4 protein-coding genes are annotated in these 19,727 nt (G+C 52.6%); 1 reads left to right on the forward strand and 3 read right to left on the reverse strand.

The genetic code is table 11. The annotated features are described in order from the left end of the window. From PAT3040_RS37195 to PAT3040_RS18810, 3 genes are all read right to left on the reverse strand, one after another. A partial coding sequence (locus PAT3040_RS37195; RefSeq protein ID WP_181376712.1) for a beta strand repeat-containing protein occupies positions 1–4,820 on the reverse strand: 4,820 nt, incomplete at its 3' end. 114 nt (positions 4,821–4,934) lie between these two features. Further along, the gene (locus PAT3040_RS18805; protein WP_108993932.1) at positions 4,935–12,641 is read right to left on the reverse strand and encodes an S-layer homology domain-containing protein; all 7,707 of its coding nucleotides are present in this window, start codon (positions 12,639–12,641) and stop codon (positions 4,935–4,937) included. 125 nt (positions 12,642–12,766) lie between these two features. After that, on the reverse strand, positions 12,767–18,151 hold the full coding sequence (locus tag PAT3040_RS18810; RefSeq protein ID WP_108993933.1) for an Ig-like domain repeat protein: 5,385 nt from the start codon (positions 18,149–18,151) through the stop codon (positions 12,767–12,769). A gap of 874 nt (positions 18,152–19,025) precedes the next feature. Here PAT3040_RS18810 and PAT3040_RS18815 point away from each other — a divergent pair. Beyond that, positions 19,026–19,658 carry a M15 family metallopeptidase gene (locus PAT3040_RS18815; RefSeq protein WP_258235052.1) on the forward strand — a complete coding sequence of 211 codons (633 nt, stop codon included), beginning with the start codon at positions 19,026–19,028 and terminating at the stop codon, positions 19,656–19,658. The last annotated feature ends 69 nt before the right edge of the window (positions 19,659–19,727 follow it).

The raw sequence follows: 19,727 nt of genomic DNA on the forward strand, positions 1-19,727 counted from the left end.
ACCCGGAACTCGAACGGGTCCGGAGTAAGCGCGGTTGCATTGTGACCAATCAAGCCGCCTGCGATAGAAGATGCATATGCCGCTTCGATGCGGCTGCCGTTCTCAAGCGTTACGGTTACGTTATCGAACGTTCCCGTATTGCTGCCCAGGAAGCTTCCCGCGATGCCGCCGCTTACTTTGGCGCCCTTAAGCAGATGGATGTCGATATTGTCGAGAACGCCTTTGTTGAAGCCGGCCAGTACGCCCGTGTGCATCTTGCCCGCTACATTAAGCGGCTCAAGCAACATATTGCTTACTTCGCCCGCTTCTCCGATCACGCCGAACAAGCCGGAATAATCGTAGTCGGGGATCAGCGTAAATCCGTCGATCAGGTGTTTGCCGCCATTGAAACTGCCTTCGAAAGGACGGCTTTCGTCCATGCCGATCGGCACCCATTGCGTAGACTGGATATGGATCGGGTTGACGATTCGGATCTCTCTTCCGGAAAAGTCGAACGGCTCAAGCCCCGGAACATCTCCGTTCACGATCGCCGCCAGTCCTGCCAGCTCGGATTCGGAATGCAATTCGTAACGAACCGCATATTGATCTCTCATGTACCAGTTGATATTGGCATTGACATCGCTGCCTCCGTCGCCGCCGGTGTTGGCGCTGCGGACCAATTCCGGATATTGGAATTCTGCCTGCAGCGAGCCGTACTTCCAAACCGAGTCGAAATCCCATCCCGATTGAGTCGGGAATTCCGCGCGATTCTTTAGTCCTGCCAACGTAACCGTGTTAAGCCGCGGCGTCGAATTCATCCACTTATGGTTGCCTTCCGCAAAGTCGGACAAATCGACGTTGATGCCTTTCTCTTCATCCATGGCATAAAACGTCTTCATAAGCAGTTCTTTGCTGGCATTGTCGTAACGTCCCGCGAATCCGCCTGCTAGAGAGCCGCCCACCGCAGTGACGTTGGCCGTTGAATAAACATTGCTGATTTTGCCGTTGACGATACGTCCCGCGAGTCCGCCCGCGTAAGAATGCTCGCCCGTTACGGCAACATTTTTGACCACGTAGGAATTGCTGACCGTACCCGACGACTGCTCCCCGATCAAACCGCCTGCTACGGAATATGCACCGTTAGCCGTGACGACCGCGGATGTGTAGGATTTGTCAATAATGCCGCTGTTGCGTCCGACTAGACCGCCCAATGCAACAACTTGACCGGATGTGCCGCTCGAATGGCCCGTCAGATCCGATTCCACGTAGGAGGAAAGTACTTGTCCGCTATTGCTGCCAACCAGTCCGCCCGCCAGCGTTCTGGCGCCTTGAATGTTCATATTGACATTGGAGTACGTGTAATACAGCACGCCGTCGTCGGCATTAACGCCGACCAAACCGCCCAAGGTGCCTCCTTCGCCTGCGACAGTGACCGGCACTTTGTCCGAGATGCTATTGTTTGCAATCAAACTTCTGTTCTCGCCGACCATGCCGCCGACAACGACGTTTGGAGCCTGAACCAGAATGGCTGGAGACGACCCCGATCCGACCGTTCCCACGTAACGGCTCTTCTGGATCGTGCTGACCGCTTCCGCAGGACTAATAGTCGACTCCCCGATGCGCTTGTCGTTCAATCCGACGAAACCGCCAACGATTGACGCTTCCGCGCCTGCATTGGCCCGGATATGCAAACCCGACACATAAACATTCGCTATGATGGCCGTATCCGTGCCGCGATTGTACCCCGCCATGCCGCCGGCCGTTGCGCGGCTACCGCTCAGCAGCAGATTGACTCCTCGGCCGACCGCTTGATCAACCCGCGTAGCGTCTCCGTAACCGACCAGACCGCCTGCAACGGCATCCGTCGCGGCCGCGCTAGTCGTCAGCAACAGATTTTGTACGTTGATCGCCACCGTATCGCCGACGATCTTGCTCGCTACTGCCCGGCCAGCGATTCCGCCTGCCGCAGCGCCTGGCGCTCTCAACCCGATCATGACATTAAAGCCGTCTTCTGCCGTCACGATAGACTGCAGAATTTCCGTGCCGTTCGCGGAACCGACGATGCCGCCGACATTCGCGTCGGCCGCGTGCGCGGTTAGAAGCGAAGACAATTTGGATTCGACCGATGCTCCGACAATGACCGGAGCAGGCTTGCCATCCGCAAGTACCGATAGTCCCGCAACGCCGCCGATCGACGACCGGTCACCCCTGGCTTCTACAGCCAGTTCGAATACGCGGTTATTCTTCAAAGCGCCCGTATTCTTGCCTGCGACGCCGCCGGCTTCGCTCTGCGCTCCATCAGCCGCTATCGTGACGTTCTCCGTCAGGCTCGTGGAGATTTGGCCGTTGTTCTCGCCCACCAAGCCTCCGAGCGAAGCGGCTTGTCCGGTGGAAACAATGCGTCCGTCCCGCGCCGTCACAGCGCTTGCCGTCTCGCTTATCGCTCCGTCGTTGCGACCCGCGATAAGTCCGGCGTTTACGGAGTCTCCTTCCACCGTAAGCTGAATGCCGTCCGCCAGCAAATAGAGCTCGGCTGCATGGTTCTGACCGATTACTCCGCCGATGTCGCTATTGCCGGACTTCGCCTCGATCACGATGGCTTCCGCTATGACTGGAGCTCCATTCACGCCAACCTTGGCTTCCGCGGCCAGACTTCCGGCAATACCGCCCAGCTTGTGACCGCTGCCGTTCTCTTCGCTGATCAAAGCTACTTTGGTAGACGTGCCGGATACTAAGTGAAACGCCCCTTCGCTAGTGCCCACGATGCCGCCTGCCGTAATGGCGTCCACTTCCTCCGCCATGCCGATTCGAACGCTGTCGTTGCCTTCGTAGTCCGCGTTGCCTGCCGCGGCATTGACGATCTCGCCCTGCGCCTTGCCCGCAATACCGCCGGCCACGCCGCCGTCTCGGGTCAAAGTAATCGCAATAGACTCCGCTGTAGCTCCGTTCATCGTTCCCTTCCAATCACCGGCAATGCCGCCCGCGAAACCGTCGGAGTCGATGGTTGCGTACAGCTCCGGAGCGTTGCCCGCGTAAACGTTCGTAAACGCGCTGCCGCCATCCGCAGCGCCCGCGATGCCACCCGTGAAGATGGCGTCGCCGCCAGTCGCGCGTATGATGCCGCCGAACTCGCTGTCGGTCGCTTGAACGCCGTTGGCATAACCGATGACGCCGCCCGTGCGAACCGGTTGTTCCGTCGTCGGATTCGTAGCCGTTACGGTAATCGTATTGGCATACGAAGCAGAGGTTAAGGAGCGATTCACGCCATCCGTCGCTTGGCCGACGAATCCGCCGGTGTGCAGCTTCGCTGCGCCGTTCACCGTAATATTGCCCGTGCTGTGCACGTTGGAAGCCGCTGCTCCAAGCGCGCCCGAGTAGATTCTGTTGGCCGCGATACCGCCCGTATACACGCCCGTTCCGCCCGTTACCGTTATGGCTCCGCTATTGCCGTAAGCACCGTCGGAGGTGCCGAGCAAATGAACGCGGCTTGCGGAATAACCGATCAGGCCTCCCGTATAGGCATCGTTAGGAGAGCCCGTTACCGTAATGGCGCCCGAATTGCGCGCATTGGCCTGGAAGCTGAGCTCCCCTGCCGCATAACCTGCCAATCCGCCCGTGTAGACTTGGGACGAACCCGAAGCGGAGACTGCAGCGGGATTGGTGAATGGACTGGCCCATTGGAAAGCACCGCCGATATACCCTGCGATTCCTCCCGTGTATACCCCGGTACCGCCGTTATTGACGATAGAACCCGAGCTTGCGAACGTTACCGTGTTAAGCGTAACGGCTTGTTCCAAGGCAATCGAGCCCGTCAAACCGCCAGCGTAGCTGCCGACAGCTTGCGCAGCATTCACCGTAACGGAACCGCTATTGGAGGTTGCGTTAGAGAACGTAATGTCGGAAGCGGCTTTCGCCACGATGCCGCCGGCATAGCTGTATTTTCCGTTTGTCGCGGCAATCGCGCCCGTGTTTTCGATAGGAGTAGCATCATCGTGCATAAACAATGGACCATTGGAGAGACCCAAGATGCCTCCTGCGTAAATATCGCCTTTCTCGTCAAAGCCGTTTGCCGTAACCGCACCGGTATTGCTCACTTTCTTGACGACCAGTTCCGTACCCTCCGTATATCCCGCAATGCCTCCGGCATAGACGGAAGAGCCATTAATCGTCAAATTGGCATGGTTGAACGAATTGGAAATATCCGCATCGCCGCTGCTATAACCCACGATGCCGCCGGCATACACGCTGGCGTTAATGGAGCCTGCCTGAATGGGTAGATAGTTGGTTATGTTGTAAACCGTGCTGTAGTTGATCATTTTGCCCACCGCGACGCCGGCGTGCAATGTCTGCCAGCTGTTGTGGAGAGAGAACGAGCCGTAGTTCGCGAATACGAATCCGCCGAACGTGCCCCCGTCCATGACTCCGATTAAACCAGCGTACACCGTCTCCGGCGCAAGCTTCAGGCCGGAAATCGTGAATTGCGCTCCGTTCTTGGAGTACATCGTTCCTTTAAACGGATTCTCCGGCGTGCCGATCGGCTCCCAGAGATAAGCCGACAAATCCAGATTTCTGTCGATGTCGAAGATTTGGTTTTCAAACCCGTTAATGGCAATGCCGTCTTCGGTCACGCCTTCGTTAACCAGCTTCGCCACGCCTGCAAGCTTGGCCGGCGTGTCTATCGTAAAGCTTTGACCCAAGTCATTGTCGACGAACCAGCTTGTGTCCGCATGACTGGTCCAGCGGCTGGAATCGCTGTTCACGATTAACCCGCCAGCAAGAACAGCGGCCACACATAGAATAGCAAAGCCAATCGCGATGATTGATTTTTGCTTTCGTACCATCTCTACACCGCCTCATAGATAAGTATGTAATCTAGTTGAACTTATTGATTGCAAGAATGGCTTGCGGGCCCGAACGCATGCCTCCCGCGGGAAACATGCGCCGGGCCCTTCGGCCTATTCCTTCGTAATCAGTTGATCCAGACGAACGGCGATCGCAGCGGCCTGCGCCCTGTTCAATACGCCTTTCGGATTGACATTGCCGTCTTCACCCAAGATGATGCCATATTTGATAGTCAGTGCTACGGCAGCTTTGGCCCATTCTGGAATTGCCGAACCATCACCAAACGGTGTTAGCAAACTGTTCGTCTCTTCTTCGCTCAGCTCGGCGCCGAGACCCAAAGCGTTGATCAGTCGGCCTACCATAACCATGGCTTCGAGTCTGGAAAGCGTCGCGTTAGGCGCATAGGATCCGTCCTCAAATCCGTTGACGATGCCAAGCTCGGAAGCTACGGCCACGCTGCGTTCGTACCAGATGCCTTCAGCGACATCCGTGTAGCCGTTATCGGCCGTTCTGTTCATCAAGCCGGCAACTCGCAAAAGAATCGTCGGATATTCCGCACGGGTTACTTTGGCATTCGGATCGAAGCGATCGGCTGCTTTTCCTAATACGAACAGCTTGGACGCCGCATTGCTTATGCCTACTGCTCCCCAGTGAGTGCCAGGGACGTCCTTGAACGTTCCTCCGCTCTGAATAAAGGCGACATTGCCTTCCCCGGTCAACAGGATATGGACGAAGCTTTCGCCGCCAATCTTTTCAAGCTTCCATGGCACTGTCGTCCAATTACCGTCGGCGCCTTTCAGCACCATTGCGGTAATGTTCTTCGGATCCACCGTAGCAGGTACCGCGACTTTCAAGCTTACATACTTGTTCCAAGCTGAGTCAGGCAAATTCGTGTCAATGGCGACTCCGTCGCCAGCTCCCAACGCGGAAGCTCCGATTTGTTTCGCGATGGCGTCTAGCTGCCTTTTCGCCGCGCTGCCGTTGTCCGCCAGTTGAATGCTCAGATCTCCTTCGAGACCTTTCAGCATTTCCGGCGTAATATCCAGCTTTGTGCCAGGCAAGTCAAGCTTGATCGTTTTCTTGCCGTCCTGCGCTTGCTTCACGACCGCCTTGTCGACGGTGAATGCATAACCTTTGGCCGAAGCGGCCGATTGCACGGCGATGACGATGTCTCCAGTCATATCGGATGCGACATCCTCTTCCGTCACGCGAATAACCGCCGTTGTGCCTTTCCATTCTGCGGCAACTTCTTTGCCGTTAACGGTAAGCCTGATTTCCTCGGAAGGCGCTTCTTCCTCTTCTTCCGGCTCCGGAATAATCACTCCCGGACCACCGCCTGGACCTGGAATGATCGGTGGCGTTCCCGTCTGGGCCCACACTTTAGCCGATAGTTTAGAGGAAGCCGACCAAGCTTTTTTGTCCAGGGAGGTTCTCAAGGCGACAATAATCGTATCGCCTGCTTTGGCATTCACCGCGCCATCAGCAGGAAGAAACTCCCACTGGCTCAAATCCTCTTCGAATGCTGGTACAGCTGCCGTTGTTCCGGCTGAGAACAGCTTGTACACAAGCTGCTGCCCCGTCGTATCCTGCGGCAGCGTAACGTTAATTCTCGTCTTGCCGCTATTGCCCGAAATCTCTGTAGCGGAAGCCGATAATGCACCTAGCTTCGTCGGCTTAGGAATTTCTACCGATGCCGCGACCATCCCCGTTATCGAGACGTCGTCCGAAATTCGGTATTCCGCCTCGATCAGACTGGCGCCGGTAACCAGACCTGTCACTTTGCCGGCTTCCGTCATCGATACGGAATCGCCCATCGAGATTGTGTAGCTTAGACGGGACATATCCTGCGGCTTAATCGCAACCTCTTTGAACGTTGGACGACCTTGCGCATCCTTGCCGTCCGCGACCTTTAAGGAGGCTTTGATCATGCCGCTCTCTCCCGGCTTAAGCTTCGGCAGCTCCAGCACCAGCCCGGAAGGAACTTGATAAGCTGCGTTGGTTACACGTACAACGGCCGTGTTGGAGTTGCCTGCCTTGTCGATGGATACAAACTCGAGATTGACAGTAGGCTCGCCTTCAGCAACATTGATCGTTCCGTCGAAAGCGCCGTTGTCAGCTACCGCAATGGATTGTCCATTGACCTTAAGCGACTGTAAGTCGGTGCTTGTCGTTCCTTTGACCTTAAGCTTGTTGCTACCCGATACGACTTCCGTGCGAGCGCCGGTTACAGGCTCGTCGATATAAAGAACCGGAGCAATCGTGTCTACCGTGAGATAAAGCATCGTAACCGAGATATCTCCGGTTTTCTTGTTGCGCGCCTTGAGCTCTATCGCATAAGGCCCGTCAGCTTCGAATTGGTCGAACGTTAGCGTTCCGCTGCTTCCGTTCGCTCCATTAACGAACGCCGTCTTGCCAAGCGACTGCTCGGCGTAGAAGGCTTCAACTTCGATATCCTTCTGATTCGAAGTCAATTCAATGCGCTGCTCGGTCACGTTCGTCAACAGCTCCATAGCATGAGGAAGCACGGTAACGTCCGAACCAGCCGGTACGTTGAGCTTTGGTTTTACAGGTACCGGAAGCAGCTTCTTCGTGCTGTCGATCCGGTCCGCAAAATGATAGTTCTCGTTTTTATCCGCTGCTTTCGTAGGTTTTGTGACGGCAGATACGCCAAGAACGTATTCCTTGCCGACCTGCAGTCCGGAATATTTGATATCTTCCTCAGCGATAACGGTTCCTGCAAGGCTATCGCCGTTCACTTCATCGTTAGCCGAAACAGCCGTCCAGCCTCCTAGAAGAATGCCTTCGTATTTGCCCGTTGATTGGTTCCAATAAGGAGCAAGCTCCTCAGCCGTAAAGAGCACTTCGCCGAAGTTCGGATATGACTCCAGCTTGCCGTTCACTTCACTAAACGCTTCGATAGCGTAGCTGTGCTCAAAGTCTGCATGGCCGGCTTTGCGAGCACCCGGCTTGAACGAGAGCGAGAACAATCCATTGCCGGCAGGCTCGATGACAACATCGGTTACTTTAGCGGGAGCAAGCGGATCGATCAGCTCGATGCGCTCAGCTGACGTTTTGGTGCTGAAACCCATCTGCGAACGCAGCTCAGCTCTCAAGTAGTAGTTGCCTTGAGCAAGCAGCCCGCGAATATCCTCTACGTCGCCTAGCAGTTGAACCTCAGATACATTGATTGATGCACTGCCGCTCGTAATACTTCCGCTAACGCCGCCGTTCTGCGCAATCGGCAGCTCCTTGGCAATCAACAGACCGGGATCTCCCGGCTTCAGTACTTCGTCGCCGTTCTCCAGTTTCGTCGTTTCATTCGTAACGGCGTCCTTCGTCAGGTACAGGTTGACGGTATCTCCTGCTTTGGCATTCGCCGCTTTCCACGATGCGGTGAAAACATTAGGATCAGCAGGATTTTTTGTCAGCTTCGTTTCCGTCAGCTCAGGCGTTGTCGGCGCATTCATCAAACGCGTTTCCACCCCGGACAGAGCCGTGAGGGTCCAAGTTCCCGTTGCTTTATTTTGCGGAACGATAATATATGCTTTTCTTACATCGACTCCGTCGGTCGATTTCGAAGCCGGAATGTGCTGCGTGAACGCATTTGCGTTTGGTTTAGAGTTTGTGTTGTCGAATACAAGCGGGTAGTTTTTGCCCGATCCATCCTTCAACGACAGCTCCGGCATGGTCTTCGAATCGTATTCGACTTCAATAATGGCATTACCAGTAACGCCGCCCATTGGAATTTCATGCACTCTGCCGCCGTTTTTGGACGTAATGCCGCCTATGCCAATGCTAGTCGCGCCATTTTCAATCATCTGAACGCCTTTTTCGATTTCGCGGTAAACGATACCATGCGACTCTTGCTCCGCATTAATCCACGATGTCGCCAACGTTTCGACGCCTTGGCCGATAACGACCAATCTCGGACCCCTCTCTGGATCCTCTATTAGGAGATGAGCGAAGCCTTCAGGCAAGTCTTCTCCGGAGGTTCCGAACTCAAGGCCGCCGCCCCAATAATAGGTTACGCCCAGCGAAATGAACAATATGCCGACGCTGCCCCAGATCTTGTCGTTGTTGACGCCGAAGAACATGCTCGCGAGCGGCAATCCGCCTACGATAGGGACACTGGATGGAATCTGAACCCTGGAGCCAATGAAGCCTTCGAAGTCGATTCGGTTTTTCTCCAGGTTCTGGCCAACGAAGATGCCAGCCTCCCCAATAATAATATCCCAGCCGCCGATGTCTACTTCAGCCTCAAGTCGGACGAACCATGGCGTAACCCACTGCGCTTCGATCAACGCGTGAGTCAGCATTGGCAGCAGATCATCGTCCTCCGGTTCCGGAACCATAGAGAAGTCCATTTTCCCTTCCACCTTGATACCGGTACGCTTGACCGTCAGATCAATATCGCCGTGGAAAAATGCGGGCGATACGCCAAACTTCAAGCTAACGCCCGCCTCAATGGTCAGCGGGAACGGATCGTCCTTGGTGCCTCCGGCGATGGTATCGGCCAATTCGCGAACCGCGCCGCGGATACCAGTCAAATAAGTCGCTCCGGTCAACAGAATGCCCGGTTGACCTAGATCCGCACCGAATGCGATGACGTCGGGCAGGATTCGTCCATCGTCTACTTTTTTGAGCGAGAACTCAATCGAAACGCCGATGTTTTTGATGTCGGCTTCGAATTCCAAGCCGTATTGATTATTAACGTCTTCCACTTCCTGTACGTAGTGGACGACTGTAATTTTGCCTTTCGGCGCGCCTTCTTCTTCCTCTTCGTCGCCCTTCTTCTTCTTGTCTTCTTCCTTCTTCTTGGAGCTGAACAAGCCCATATCCTTGTTCAGATCAAATCCAAGATTGGCTTCAATGCCGACGAACCCTTTGTCGTTGAAGATGACGTTGTTGACCTCGGCTTCGATAACCTTCATCGACAACTTGCCGCCGAACGAGATGCCGCCCTCCCGAAGGATAAAGTCGTTAAAGGTTAGACCAAAGCCGTCTACGGTAAAGCTAGGAGGCGCGAATAAACTGTGACGGTTGAAATAGACCGTCTCCAGCATGACTTGGCGAAGCGGATTGAGTCGATCTCCAAACGCCCCTACCGCCCAGCGCAAGCTGCCGTTCAAGCTGTCGTCTTCCTCGTTGTCCTCGCTCTTCGGAATCTCGCCGCGGTCAACCGTATAACCATCGCCGAGAGACTTCTGGAAACCATTGAAGAAATCCAGCGTCCATTCGCCTTTGTGGAAGACGAAGCCGCTGCTTGCCACGCTAAGCGTTCCTTCGCCTTTGATGAACACGGTTTGGAAGAATGGCAGCTGTTTAAAGTCGCTATTCTTGGAGCCCATACCCAGTACGTCCAGATTACCACGGACGAATACCATGTCCTTGCCTTTGTAGGCTACCGCGTCATTAATAATCGCAGGTTCAGTCTCCGTGTCGACAATGATTTGCTGGTCCAATCCCGTACCGACCTGCTTCACCATGCCCCGAACGGTAACAAGGAGCTCGCGATCGAAGTCCTCGTCGCCGATAAATTCTTCTAAATCCTCGTCGGACTCGAACATCTTGTATTGATAGAGAGGAACCTCTTTCAAATAATTAGCGCTTGTAAATTCTCCAAGATCGAATTCTGGATCAAGAGCCTTATTAGCGATGCCTAGATAGGCTCTGGCTTCACGAAACTTTGAAATTTTGTCAAACAGCAAATCCCCAACCTCAAACAATTCACCGGAAAAAAGGCTATTTAACTCATCGGCCAACTCTTGCTTGATATCACCCAAGGACGCTTGGCTGCTCAAATCTACGGATTGTTTGTAAAGCGCCAATAAATTAGCTTCCCGAATCCGGGTTTCTTCGTTATCCGTCACCATAAACGTTTGAGTTGTTTTGATGTCGTACTTGGCCATGATCTCTTTCTTGAGCTCGGTGTCTTCTTCCGAAGTCTCTTCATCGACTTCGATGTCGTCTCTAAAATCTATCTGCACTCTGTATTCGCCCAGAGGCAGCTCCGGCCCCTCAAGTTCCTTGACGGTGATGCCGTTCTTGTCCACCAATTCCCCATTGCGATAGGTAATTCGCATATCGCCGGAGAAGCCGTCGTCGGTTGGTTGCATCAGTACGGATTGCTGGACGGGAACTTTGTAGCGTTGTCCCGTCACCACTTCCTCCAGATAAAGGTCGAAGTTAGCCGGCTTTGTATCGGTGCCCGTGTTGTAAGCCTCGATATTGGAGAGGTTGACCGTCAAATATTTGACGTCCTCATTGTACAATTCGCCCGGCGACATTGAATAAACGTAGGTCGGCACCGCTTCTCCGATTGGCGGCAGCATAATAAAGTTGGATTTGACGGATTGGTACTGAGCCTTAATGCCCTCATCCGCAATGCCTTCCAGTGCTTTTTCCGTAGCCTCGCTTTTTACTGTCATCATATATTGACGGGTCGTCGGCCATGGTTTTCCATTTGCCTGTACGAGGAAATCTACCGTAAACGTATCGCCAGGCTGATATTTAGGGTCGTCTCCATTTGCGACTTGCTCTGGCGTAAGTGGTTTTATCCTATCCAATTCCTTGCTTCGAAAAGCTTCCGTCAAAATTTTGCCATTATCATCACGCATGGGATTCCCATCGGAGTCAAGCTTTACAAAATTCAAACCGCCTTCCAGCTCCAATTGGACCTTAACAAGCTCATGCTTCATATTAAAAGCAGCCAGATTTTCAATTTCGGCAATGATTCTGAATACGCCCTCATCGACATAACCCTCGTTGCCGGGCAATGTGGCAAGCTGTTGAACGGTATCCATATAGCGGATCGAGAATACTTTGTCCGGCTGGACGAGTTCACCTAAGCCGTATACCGTCTCAAAGCTTTGCGACTGCCCGTTGGCTATCGGAGCCGGCTCCCAATAAAACGCTACCGCCGAGTCGGCCGTTCCGTAATCGTTAGTGTCTCTGGTGAAATCCAGATTGGGATTCGGTGTGTAATCCCACTTCGTATTCGCAAGACTATTCCAGTGTCCCACGATCATTTCGTCCACGATATTAATGTTCTGTTCCGCGAAATTATTGAATCCGTAGGCCATTACATTTGTTGCTTGCGGATCGTTCAGGTTAAATGTGTCTCTCATTACCCAGTACGGAGGAAGCTTGTTGACAGGCACGTCCTCTTCAGGAATGCCGATCGCAGCGGGGTCGTGTACAAGCCTGCGCTCGACAAGCAGCGGAGAACGGTAAGTCGTTCCGATCTGGAACGCCGGTCCGTCATTTCCGCCCACCATCGTATCCAACAAGATTCGCGAACCTAGCTGGACGTTGGCGCCGCTTCGGTTCAGAACCTCGTAACGGATATTGACGTTGCCCGCGTTATTGACATCGTTGGCATCCGCATACAGCATTAGAATCTGTTTGATGGAGACACCCTTGATGCTCCAAATCGTTTCGATTTGTTTGGTTCCGTTTGTCAAATTGACAATTTTCGGCGGCGTAATCTCGGAGAAGAGGTTAACGCCGAATTTATATGGATTACCGAATATGTAGTCCGTTCCGTCGATGCGGAACGTCGTAAACGACGTTTCGGGATCGTCCCCCCGGAACATCAGATCGACGTTTTGGTCGTTTTTGCGTATCGGCTGCCCTTCGATGGTGCGTATGCCGAAACGCCCTGTCGCATTGTCGACCGTAATTTTAACAAAATCATTTTGCAGGACGGTCGTCTTGGGTCCGCTGACGGCCGCGGCTACCGTATTGATGCCGCTTGACAAGGCGCCGACCACTATGGTTAACGCGACTAGTAATGCAAATGCCTTTTTTACCAGTTTCACAACATGGCCTCCTATCCTCTTGCCTGTTCATTGCTAGTTTTATAGATTGGCGCTAACGGAAAAGCCATGGCCATTCCCTCCGAAGCAAGTTGCTTGCATCAGAGGGAATGCCATTAAAGACTAGCTCATTGTTTGTTCCCGACGAAGAACGTAGCGAAGACGCGTTCGCGTTCCTGATTCCGCACGATTATCGTATACCAGCCCGTCTGCGGGAAGATGACCTCGAAGTTGCCATCCATCAATTGCTTGTAGGTCAGTTTGGTAGCGATCAGCTTCATCTGTCCTTCGCGGTATAAGCCCGAATAATAGAGCAAATCGTAAGTGCCCCACTCGTTGATCATATCCTGGCCGCCGACATCCATCACGTTGTAGCGGCTAATGTTGAAGGTCAGCTTGTTCGTATCGAATAGGGCCGATTGTCCGCTGTCTCCAGAGATCAACGTACCGTTAGCGAAGATCAGCATGCCGACATCGTTGACGACCACGACCTGTTGTTTAGCTTCAACCCAGTTGCCCACCTCGTCCGTCGCACGATAGATAACCGTCTTCTCGCCCAATTGATCCAGATTCAGTCCGGTAATCGTGACGTTAATATTGCCGGCCGTCGACACGTTATCGCTGACAGTGTAACCGCCCAAGTCGCGGCGGAAGTCAAAGTCCGCTTTGTTGAGCACAATGGCGGTGGCTGCCATATTGAGCGACAGCTCCGGCGATTTGTTGTCTAGCCCCGCGATCTTTACAGGCACTCTGTTCACATTCCCCAGCAGATCGGATAAGGCGACCGTGGTCGTCCCATCTGAAGAGAAGATTCTGGAATACGAGAAGGCTCCGTCTTGGCCGCTGATTTGATTCGTGTACTCGCCGTTATCGTCCGATACCGGCCTTACGCCGGCAAATACGGCATTAGGAGACTGAGTAGTCCCTTTTAACGTCACTTGAACTTTTCCTTTGGCATAACGCTGTCCGTTGACGGTTACGATATTTTCCTCCGGCAGAGGGTTGCCTTCGTCGTCCACAAAGGAATACGTAATTTCTTCTGGCACGACTGCCTTGGATGAAAGGTTGTCTACCATTGTTTCTACAACCGAAGTATTGCCATATTCGTCGGCTACCGTAAACGATACGGTGCCGTTCTCCCGGAGAATGACATTGTCGTTGCCGCCGATTACCGTAATCTCTTTGGTGGAGCCTGCAACCTTCTCTACCGTCAGCTTGACGCCGGATGCCAGCAGGACATTACCCGAGTCGTCCGTAATGGTACCGAATGTCTCCGCATTGTTCGCGCCATGCGAATAAGACCTTACTATTTGAACTTGCGGCGCTTCTTTGTCGATATTGTTCACCGTCGCCGTCGCCGTCCCGATATTGCCAGCTTCGTCGCGGAACTGGAACGTAAACTGGCCGTTCTCGGTGAAGACGAACGTAGACTTGCCCGAGTTGTTCAGGATCACGACGGGCTCCGAGGTGGAAGCCAATTGCACGGGTACATTGCCGCCCGTCTTTTCCGTTACCCGATATTCGATCGTGCCTTGAGGAGCGACATCGTCGACGTTGTTCACGACGACGTAAAGCGTCTCTTTGCGCAACGGATCGTTCAGGTCGACAAGGTCGAACGAATAATATCCGTTCTGGCGAACCGTAAAGTTGTTGCCCTTGCGAACGGGAACCGTCGGGTTGACCTGGGATGCCGTTACGCGGACTCCCAGCGGAGGCGCGATCTGAATCTCTACGCCGGTATCCGGTTTGACGGGTCTCGTCGTGCCCAGAGTCGCGATCGCATATATGGGTTCTTCCGTCTGTAGCGTCGATAACTTCAATTCTTTGGCATCGCCGATTACGCCGCCCGGCGTTCTGAATTTTACTTTAATTTGCAGAGCGGACGGTACGTTCGTCGGCACCTTGACCGCCGCGAAGTTCGTGTATGGCCGCCACTTCTGCCAAGTCTCTCCATCGTCGGGAGAGATAGAAAATTCGTATCCTCTCTTGTCCGCCGTATCGAGGATCAGTTTCAGCACCGCCGTATAACCGTCCCACTCGTCGCCGTACAGGTAGATCAGCTCCGATGGCAAATCGGCCGGAGGCGTGTCGCTTCCTCCCGGTTTAGATACTTTGAATATATCCGACGTACTGCTGACAATCGCATTGCCTGCGCCGTCCACAGCCTTGACGTAGAGACGGAAATCAGCGATCTTGCCTTTTTCCAGGCTTGTGTTGTCGATCTCGACCAAGCCATTAGCAGGAAGTTCAAGCCAGCCGGCCGATGCCGCATCTGGAACAGGCTGTCCCTCCTTTACCCATTGGTATTGCTTGGTCAAGCCCGAAACGCTGTATGGTTCCGAAACGGTGACCGTCACGTTGTGGGATTCCAGCGGGTAGGCTACGCCGCTCTTGCTGAACGTTACCGTCGGAGGCAGATTATCGAAATAATACGCTTTGGAATAATAGAAATAACGATCGCCTTCTTTGGCGAGAACGTGAATGTAGTGCAAACCGTTTCTGTCGGTCGCCGCCGGAATCCGGTAGTTGAACGTCTCCGCCGCTATCGTATTCAACCCAGACTCCAACTGTTCGTCGACAGGTAGTTCACCCGCTGGCTCTTCTACGGGTTGCTCTTGACCATTCCCACTTTCTTCCAAACCTCCGGCCGATGTCTCTTCGCCGTCAAAACTTTCGATGCCGACTACGAGATCGTTTGTTACTGCATTCAGAACGGTATAAGCCGATTCCGAACCCGGTCGAACCGAGCTTTGGCTGAACGCGTAAGCCACTTTATCCGGCACGATGCCGTTAATCCAGAAGTTTACGTCATGGCTTGGAACATAATCCTCGTCGGAATCCGGGTCGAATCCTGCCGACACGTTGGATGCCGAGTTGACGACCGCCACCGTGCTTGTTGCTTGTTCAACGGTATTACCTGCAAGATCGCTTGCTCTCACATGCAGTTGGTACTGCCCGTCCTCGAATACTTCATTTAATGTAGAAGCCGTGAATTTGCCGTTCGTTAGCGTGACTGGCCTCCAATCGATCTCTGCCGGCGCATTGCCCGCAGCTACCCATTGATAGAACATTTCGTTCAACCCGCTGTGCTCGTCCGAAATTCCGGTAGTAAGATGAACATCCATTGTGCCATCGCCGGAATATTCTTCGAATACGATCGTAGGCGCCTTGTTGTCCAAACGGAACGGGGTCATATTGTATGTCCAGTTGGAATCCTCATTTTTGAAATCGATCAGCGGCCACATAGAAAGATCACCGTATTGGCCGACGGCGGCCAACGCCTTGTTGTCGGCGTAGAAGATCCGGTCGGCCTCGGAACCGTTCGGCAGCTCGCTTTTCCAAACCTCGTATTGTGCTTTCCCAGATTCGGAGCTTAAGAATTCGGCTTTCTTTTCATATTGCATCAGCTCTCGGGCCGAATCCCAGCTCATATCCGCCGTCCAGCTATGCAGGTACCATATGCCGCTATTCTCCGGCGTTACGGCCTGTGAAGGCGGAGCGATCATGTTCGTTTTGTTGTTGGCGACATTCAATCTGACATCCTCAAAGCCTGTCGAATAAAGATCTTCGCTCGGCTGCTTAGCGGACAGCGAGTAACGTTTAATCGCAGCCCACTGGTCGCCCGCCTTTTCGAGGAACGGATCCACCGGATTCTGGCTCCAATAATAATAGACAAGCCCGACTGCCGGCGAGGATGAACCCGTCATGTTGGACGGACGATATATCCCTTGGCTCGGCCTCTCCTCGCCGCGTATGTTGGTAAGCGGGTCGAGATGCGGAATAAGAATAGTTGGATCGTTGGCATCGATCGTCACTTTTCCGTTTTTCTTATAGAGCTGATCGGTCGCGCCGCCATCCTCGAATCGGAAGCCGATGATCGGCTTCGTATTGTCGATCGCAAGCTTCGCCCAGTCGATCGTAGAGTTGACGAGCGAAGTATCACCGTCCGTGTGTTCGCCAAGCAGGTTGGCAGGCTGAATGAGCAGGTTGCCCGCGTAGTCGGATATTACGTCTTTATCCGTATATCCCGGCTTACTTTCATTTGTAAGCGCAATGACCTTCAGCAGCGGTGTCTCCTGAATTAGTTCATCCGTAATATCCATGCGGAACGTCCAAGTATCCGTGTTTTCACCCGATTGATACTTCGCTTTCATGCCGTTGTTTAGATGGATAAAGGTGTCTTCGACTTCCCATCCTTCACGGATCATGGCTTCTTCCGTAAATTTAATCGTAAATATGATGTGATCGTTTTTATTAAGGGTAACGCCAGTCACAATCTCCGGCGTAATGCCGTTGCCCGTCTTTGTATACTTTGGCGCTACGCCGTCGACGATGACGTAATAGCCGCCGTTTCGAAAATCAAAAGGATCCACCGTTTGGCCGGCCAGATACGAATTGCTCGCAACGCTGGCACGGTTGGGGAATTGGATATCTGCCACATTGCCGGCGCCGTCGGCCAATACCGCTCCGGCGAATTTCTGCTCCATGGTCTGATCCATCTGCGAGACTCCGCTGGCTTCCCCGACAAGCTTCGGTTGCAAGGCGTTATTTCCGCTGTTGTGGTACCTGGAGCCTGTATATCTGTACACGATATCTTTGTGTAGCGTGGTCAGGTTGTTCGCCGTATAACTTTGATTGGTCAGGTACATTTGCTGACCCGCCGCTGGAAGCCCCGTGCCGTCTACGTTCGTGAACAATGGGTGGCGAAGAAAATAATCGCTTGAGGCCGAGGTTACCGCAGTCGGCCGAACCGGCTCCGAGAAGTTGTAGGCAAGTGTAATGTTTTCCTGCTGCTTCACGTAAAGCTCCTTGCGGTTAGGTATGGCCTTTGTATTCATTCGTTCATTACCGTTGCCTGTAAACGTATAGCTGTTGAGGACAGGACGCTGTTTGTCTTCAAATTGAAGGTAAAGTCCCCTTACGCCAGTAGCACCTAAATCGTCCCCTTCTCCTGTAACGCTTATTTTAATAATGGAATTAGGCTTTATTTTGAAAACAGAGCGTCTCGCGCTAAGGTTACGCCCGGATATAATCACTTCTTCTCCCGTTCCGGGATCATGCGTAATTCTTATGTCCGTAATCCGAGTCTTGCAAAATCCCAAGATGCAATCTTCGTGATCAACCAGCCTATCGAAACCTACAAGTGCTTCCGCGTGGTCGCTCTGTGCGAATGCCTGCAACGCCGGATTCTTAGAAACATCTAGGACGAATGTATCCGTCGTCCAGCCGTCTTTTCCTGAATAAATATCGACTGGTCCTGAACTCCAGCCAATATTCGTTCCGGACCGGTCGGTGTGTGCGAATCCCGGCGTTGCACTGTTCATGAAGTTCATAAACGTATTGGTTGCATCATGACTCATGTTCCCGATAACCCCTACGTTACCTACTCGAACCTCCAAATCCGCCGCTCTTGCAGCTGCTTGAGCAGTCCGAGAATATACCGGCAGCAACGAAAGCAGCATTGACATCGTCAACACCATTGCTATGTACTTATGTATTCTTTTCCTTTGCATCGCGCATAACCTCCGTCTAAAATTCCTTACCGGGACGACAAATAACGATTAGAACTCGATGATGTTCAGCTACGCTCTTAACAAAACAATCTCCCCTCGACTCATTTTGACAATTTTCCAATGAAACTGGCACTTTACGACTATTTACTGCAATTGTATCAGGCACCACTGAACACATCCTAAACAACTGGGTATATAGACACGGATTTTAGCGGTTTTTTCTTATTTTTTAGAACTTAATCAAAATTTTTTTTGTCGAATTGAAAAGGTGATCGCGCGCGAGGGTGATCACGGACCGGCGGCCTTTCCGACGAAGGAATAGACAATCTGTCGCACTTAATCTGAATAAAAGCGGATTCCAAGTCTCTGTAAGTGTTCAGAATATGTTTAACGGCCTCGTGTATGATAGAAGCAGAGAACGTCAAAAAATGTCGATAACGCCAATATTGTAGGGAAATGGCTCGAAGCTTTGGTGTTGAAAAGGTGGAATTCACGATGCTTTTTATTTTATGGAACGCACTCGGCGGCCTGCTGTTTATAATGTGCTTATTGCTTAGCTTTCGCATGATGAGAGGCTCCAAATACGAGCAAGAAGAGGTTAAGCCTCGTCACAAAGACATCGCCTGACTATTGAACTATTCATTCAACCTTTCAACATCCAGTTACTTCCTCGTTTTTCCAACTTCACTTTTACTCCCGCTTTCTATCTAAATTGAATAAAATCACCTTCTCCTCGTCGATTTTCTCGTGGATCTTTTTTTCGTTCTATCACTGCCGCTTGCAATCCCCAACCTTTGTTCAGTTGTATCCTCCACCCTCAAACCTTTATAGTAAAAGAGTCACTATTACAGCTAACAGTTAGGAGATTCACGATATGCCCGAATACAGACCGCAGCCCACGCAACATCTCCAGCCTTCTGGCCCATGGCCGCCGCCGCATCGTCGCAGCACCAGAGGAAAAAGCAGGAGAATTCGCAATTGGCTGGTTCTTCTCTTCCTATTGATGTTTGTTGCCTCCATGCTTGCAGTCCGCACAGACGAACTCGGCAGAATACTGCCGTTTGTACAAAAAGACGCACCGCCCGTCACGGGTCTTCATCCCGTCGTATTAGCCAAGAGCAAAGAACTTGTGGAAGAAAGCGCAAAGATCGGCATCGGAATTCTTATTACCGACGACTTCAGAAGCCATGCCGATCAGGATACGCTGTTCGAGCAGGGACGGACGGCAAAAGGTCCCGTCGTCACTCATGCGCGCGGTGGCGAGTCCTATCACAACTACGGACTCGCGATCGATTTTGCTTTGAAGACAAAGAAAGGACAGGTCATCTGGGATATGGAATATGACGGAAACAGAAATGGGGAACCAGACTGGCTTGAGGTCGTAAACATAGCAAAGGGGCTGGGGTTCAGCTGGGGCGGCGACTGGAAGGGCTTCAAGGACTATCCTCACCTGCAGATGGATTTCGATTATTCGATCAGCGAGCTGCAGAGAGGGTATCGGCCGTAAATCCTATAAAACCCTCAAAAATACGAGTTCAAAAAGTCCGGTTTTCAGCAAAGTTATAGCCCTCAGCCT

It is taken from the genome of Paenibacillus agaridevorans, from assembly GCF_003112455.1.
Taxonomy (GTDB): domain Bacteria; phylum Bacillota; class Bacilli; order Paenibacillales; family Paenibacillaceae; genus Pristimantibacillus; species Pristimantibacillus agaridevorans.

Excerpts from the sequence above, each read along its gene's own strand:
- PAT3040_RS18815 (WP_258235052.1), top strand. The coding sequence starts at position 19,026 with ATGCCCGAATACAGACCGCAGCCCACGCAACATCTCCAGCCTTCTGGC.
- PAT3040_RS18810 (WP_108993933.1), bottom strand. The coding sequence starts at position 18,151 with ATGCAAAGGAAAAGAATACATAAGTACATAGCAATGGTGTTGACGATG.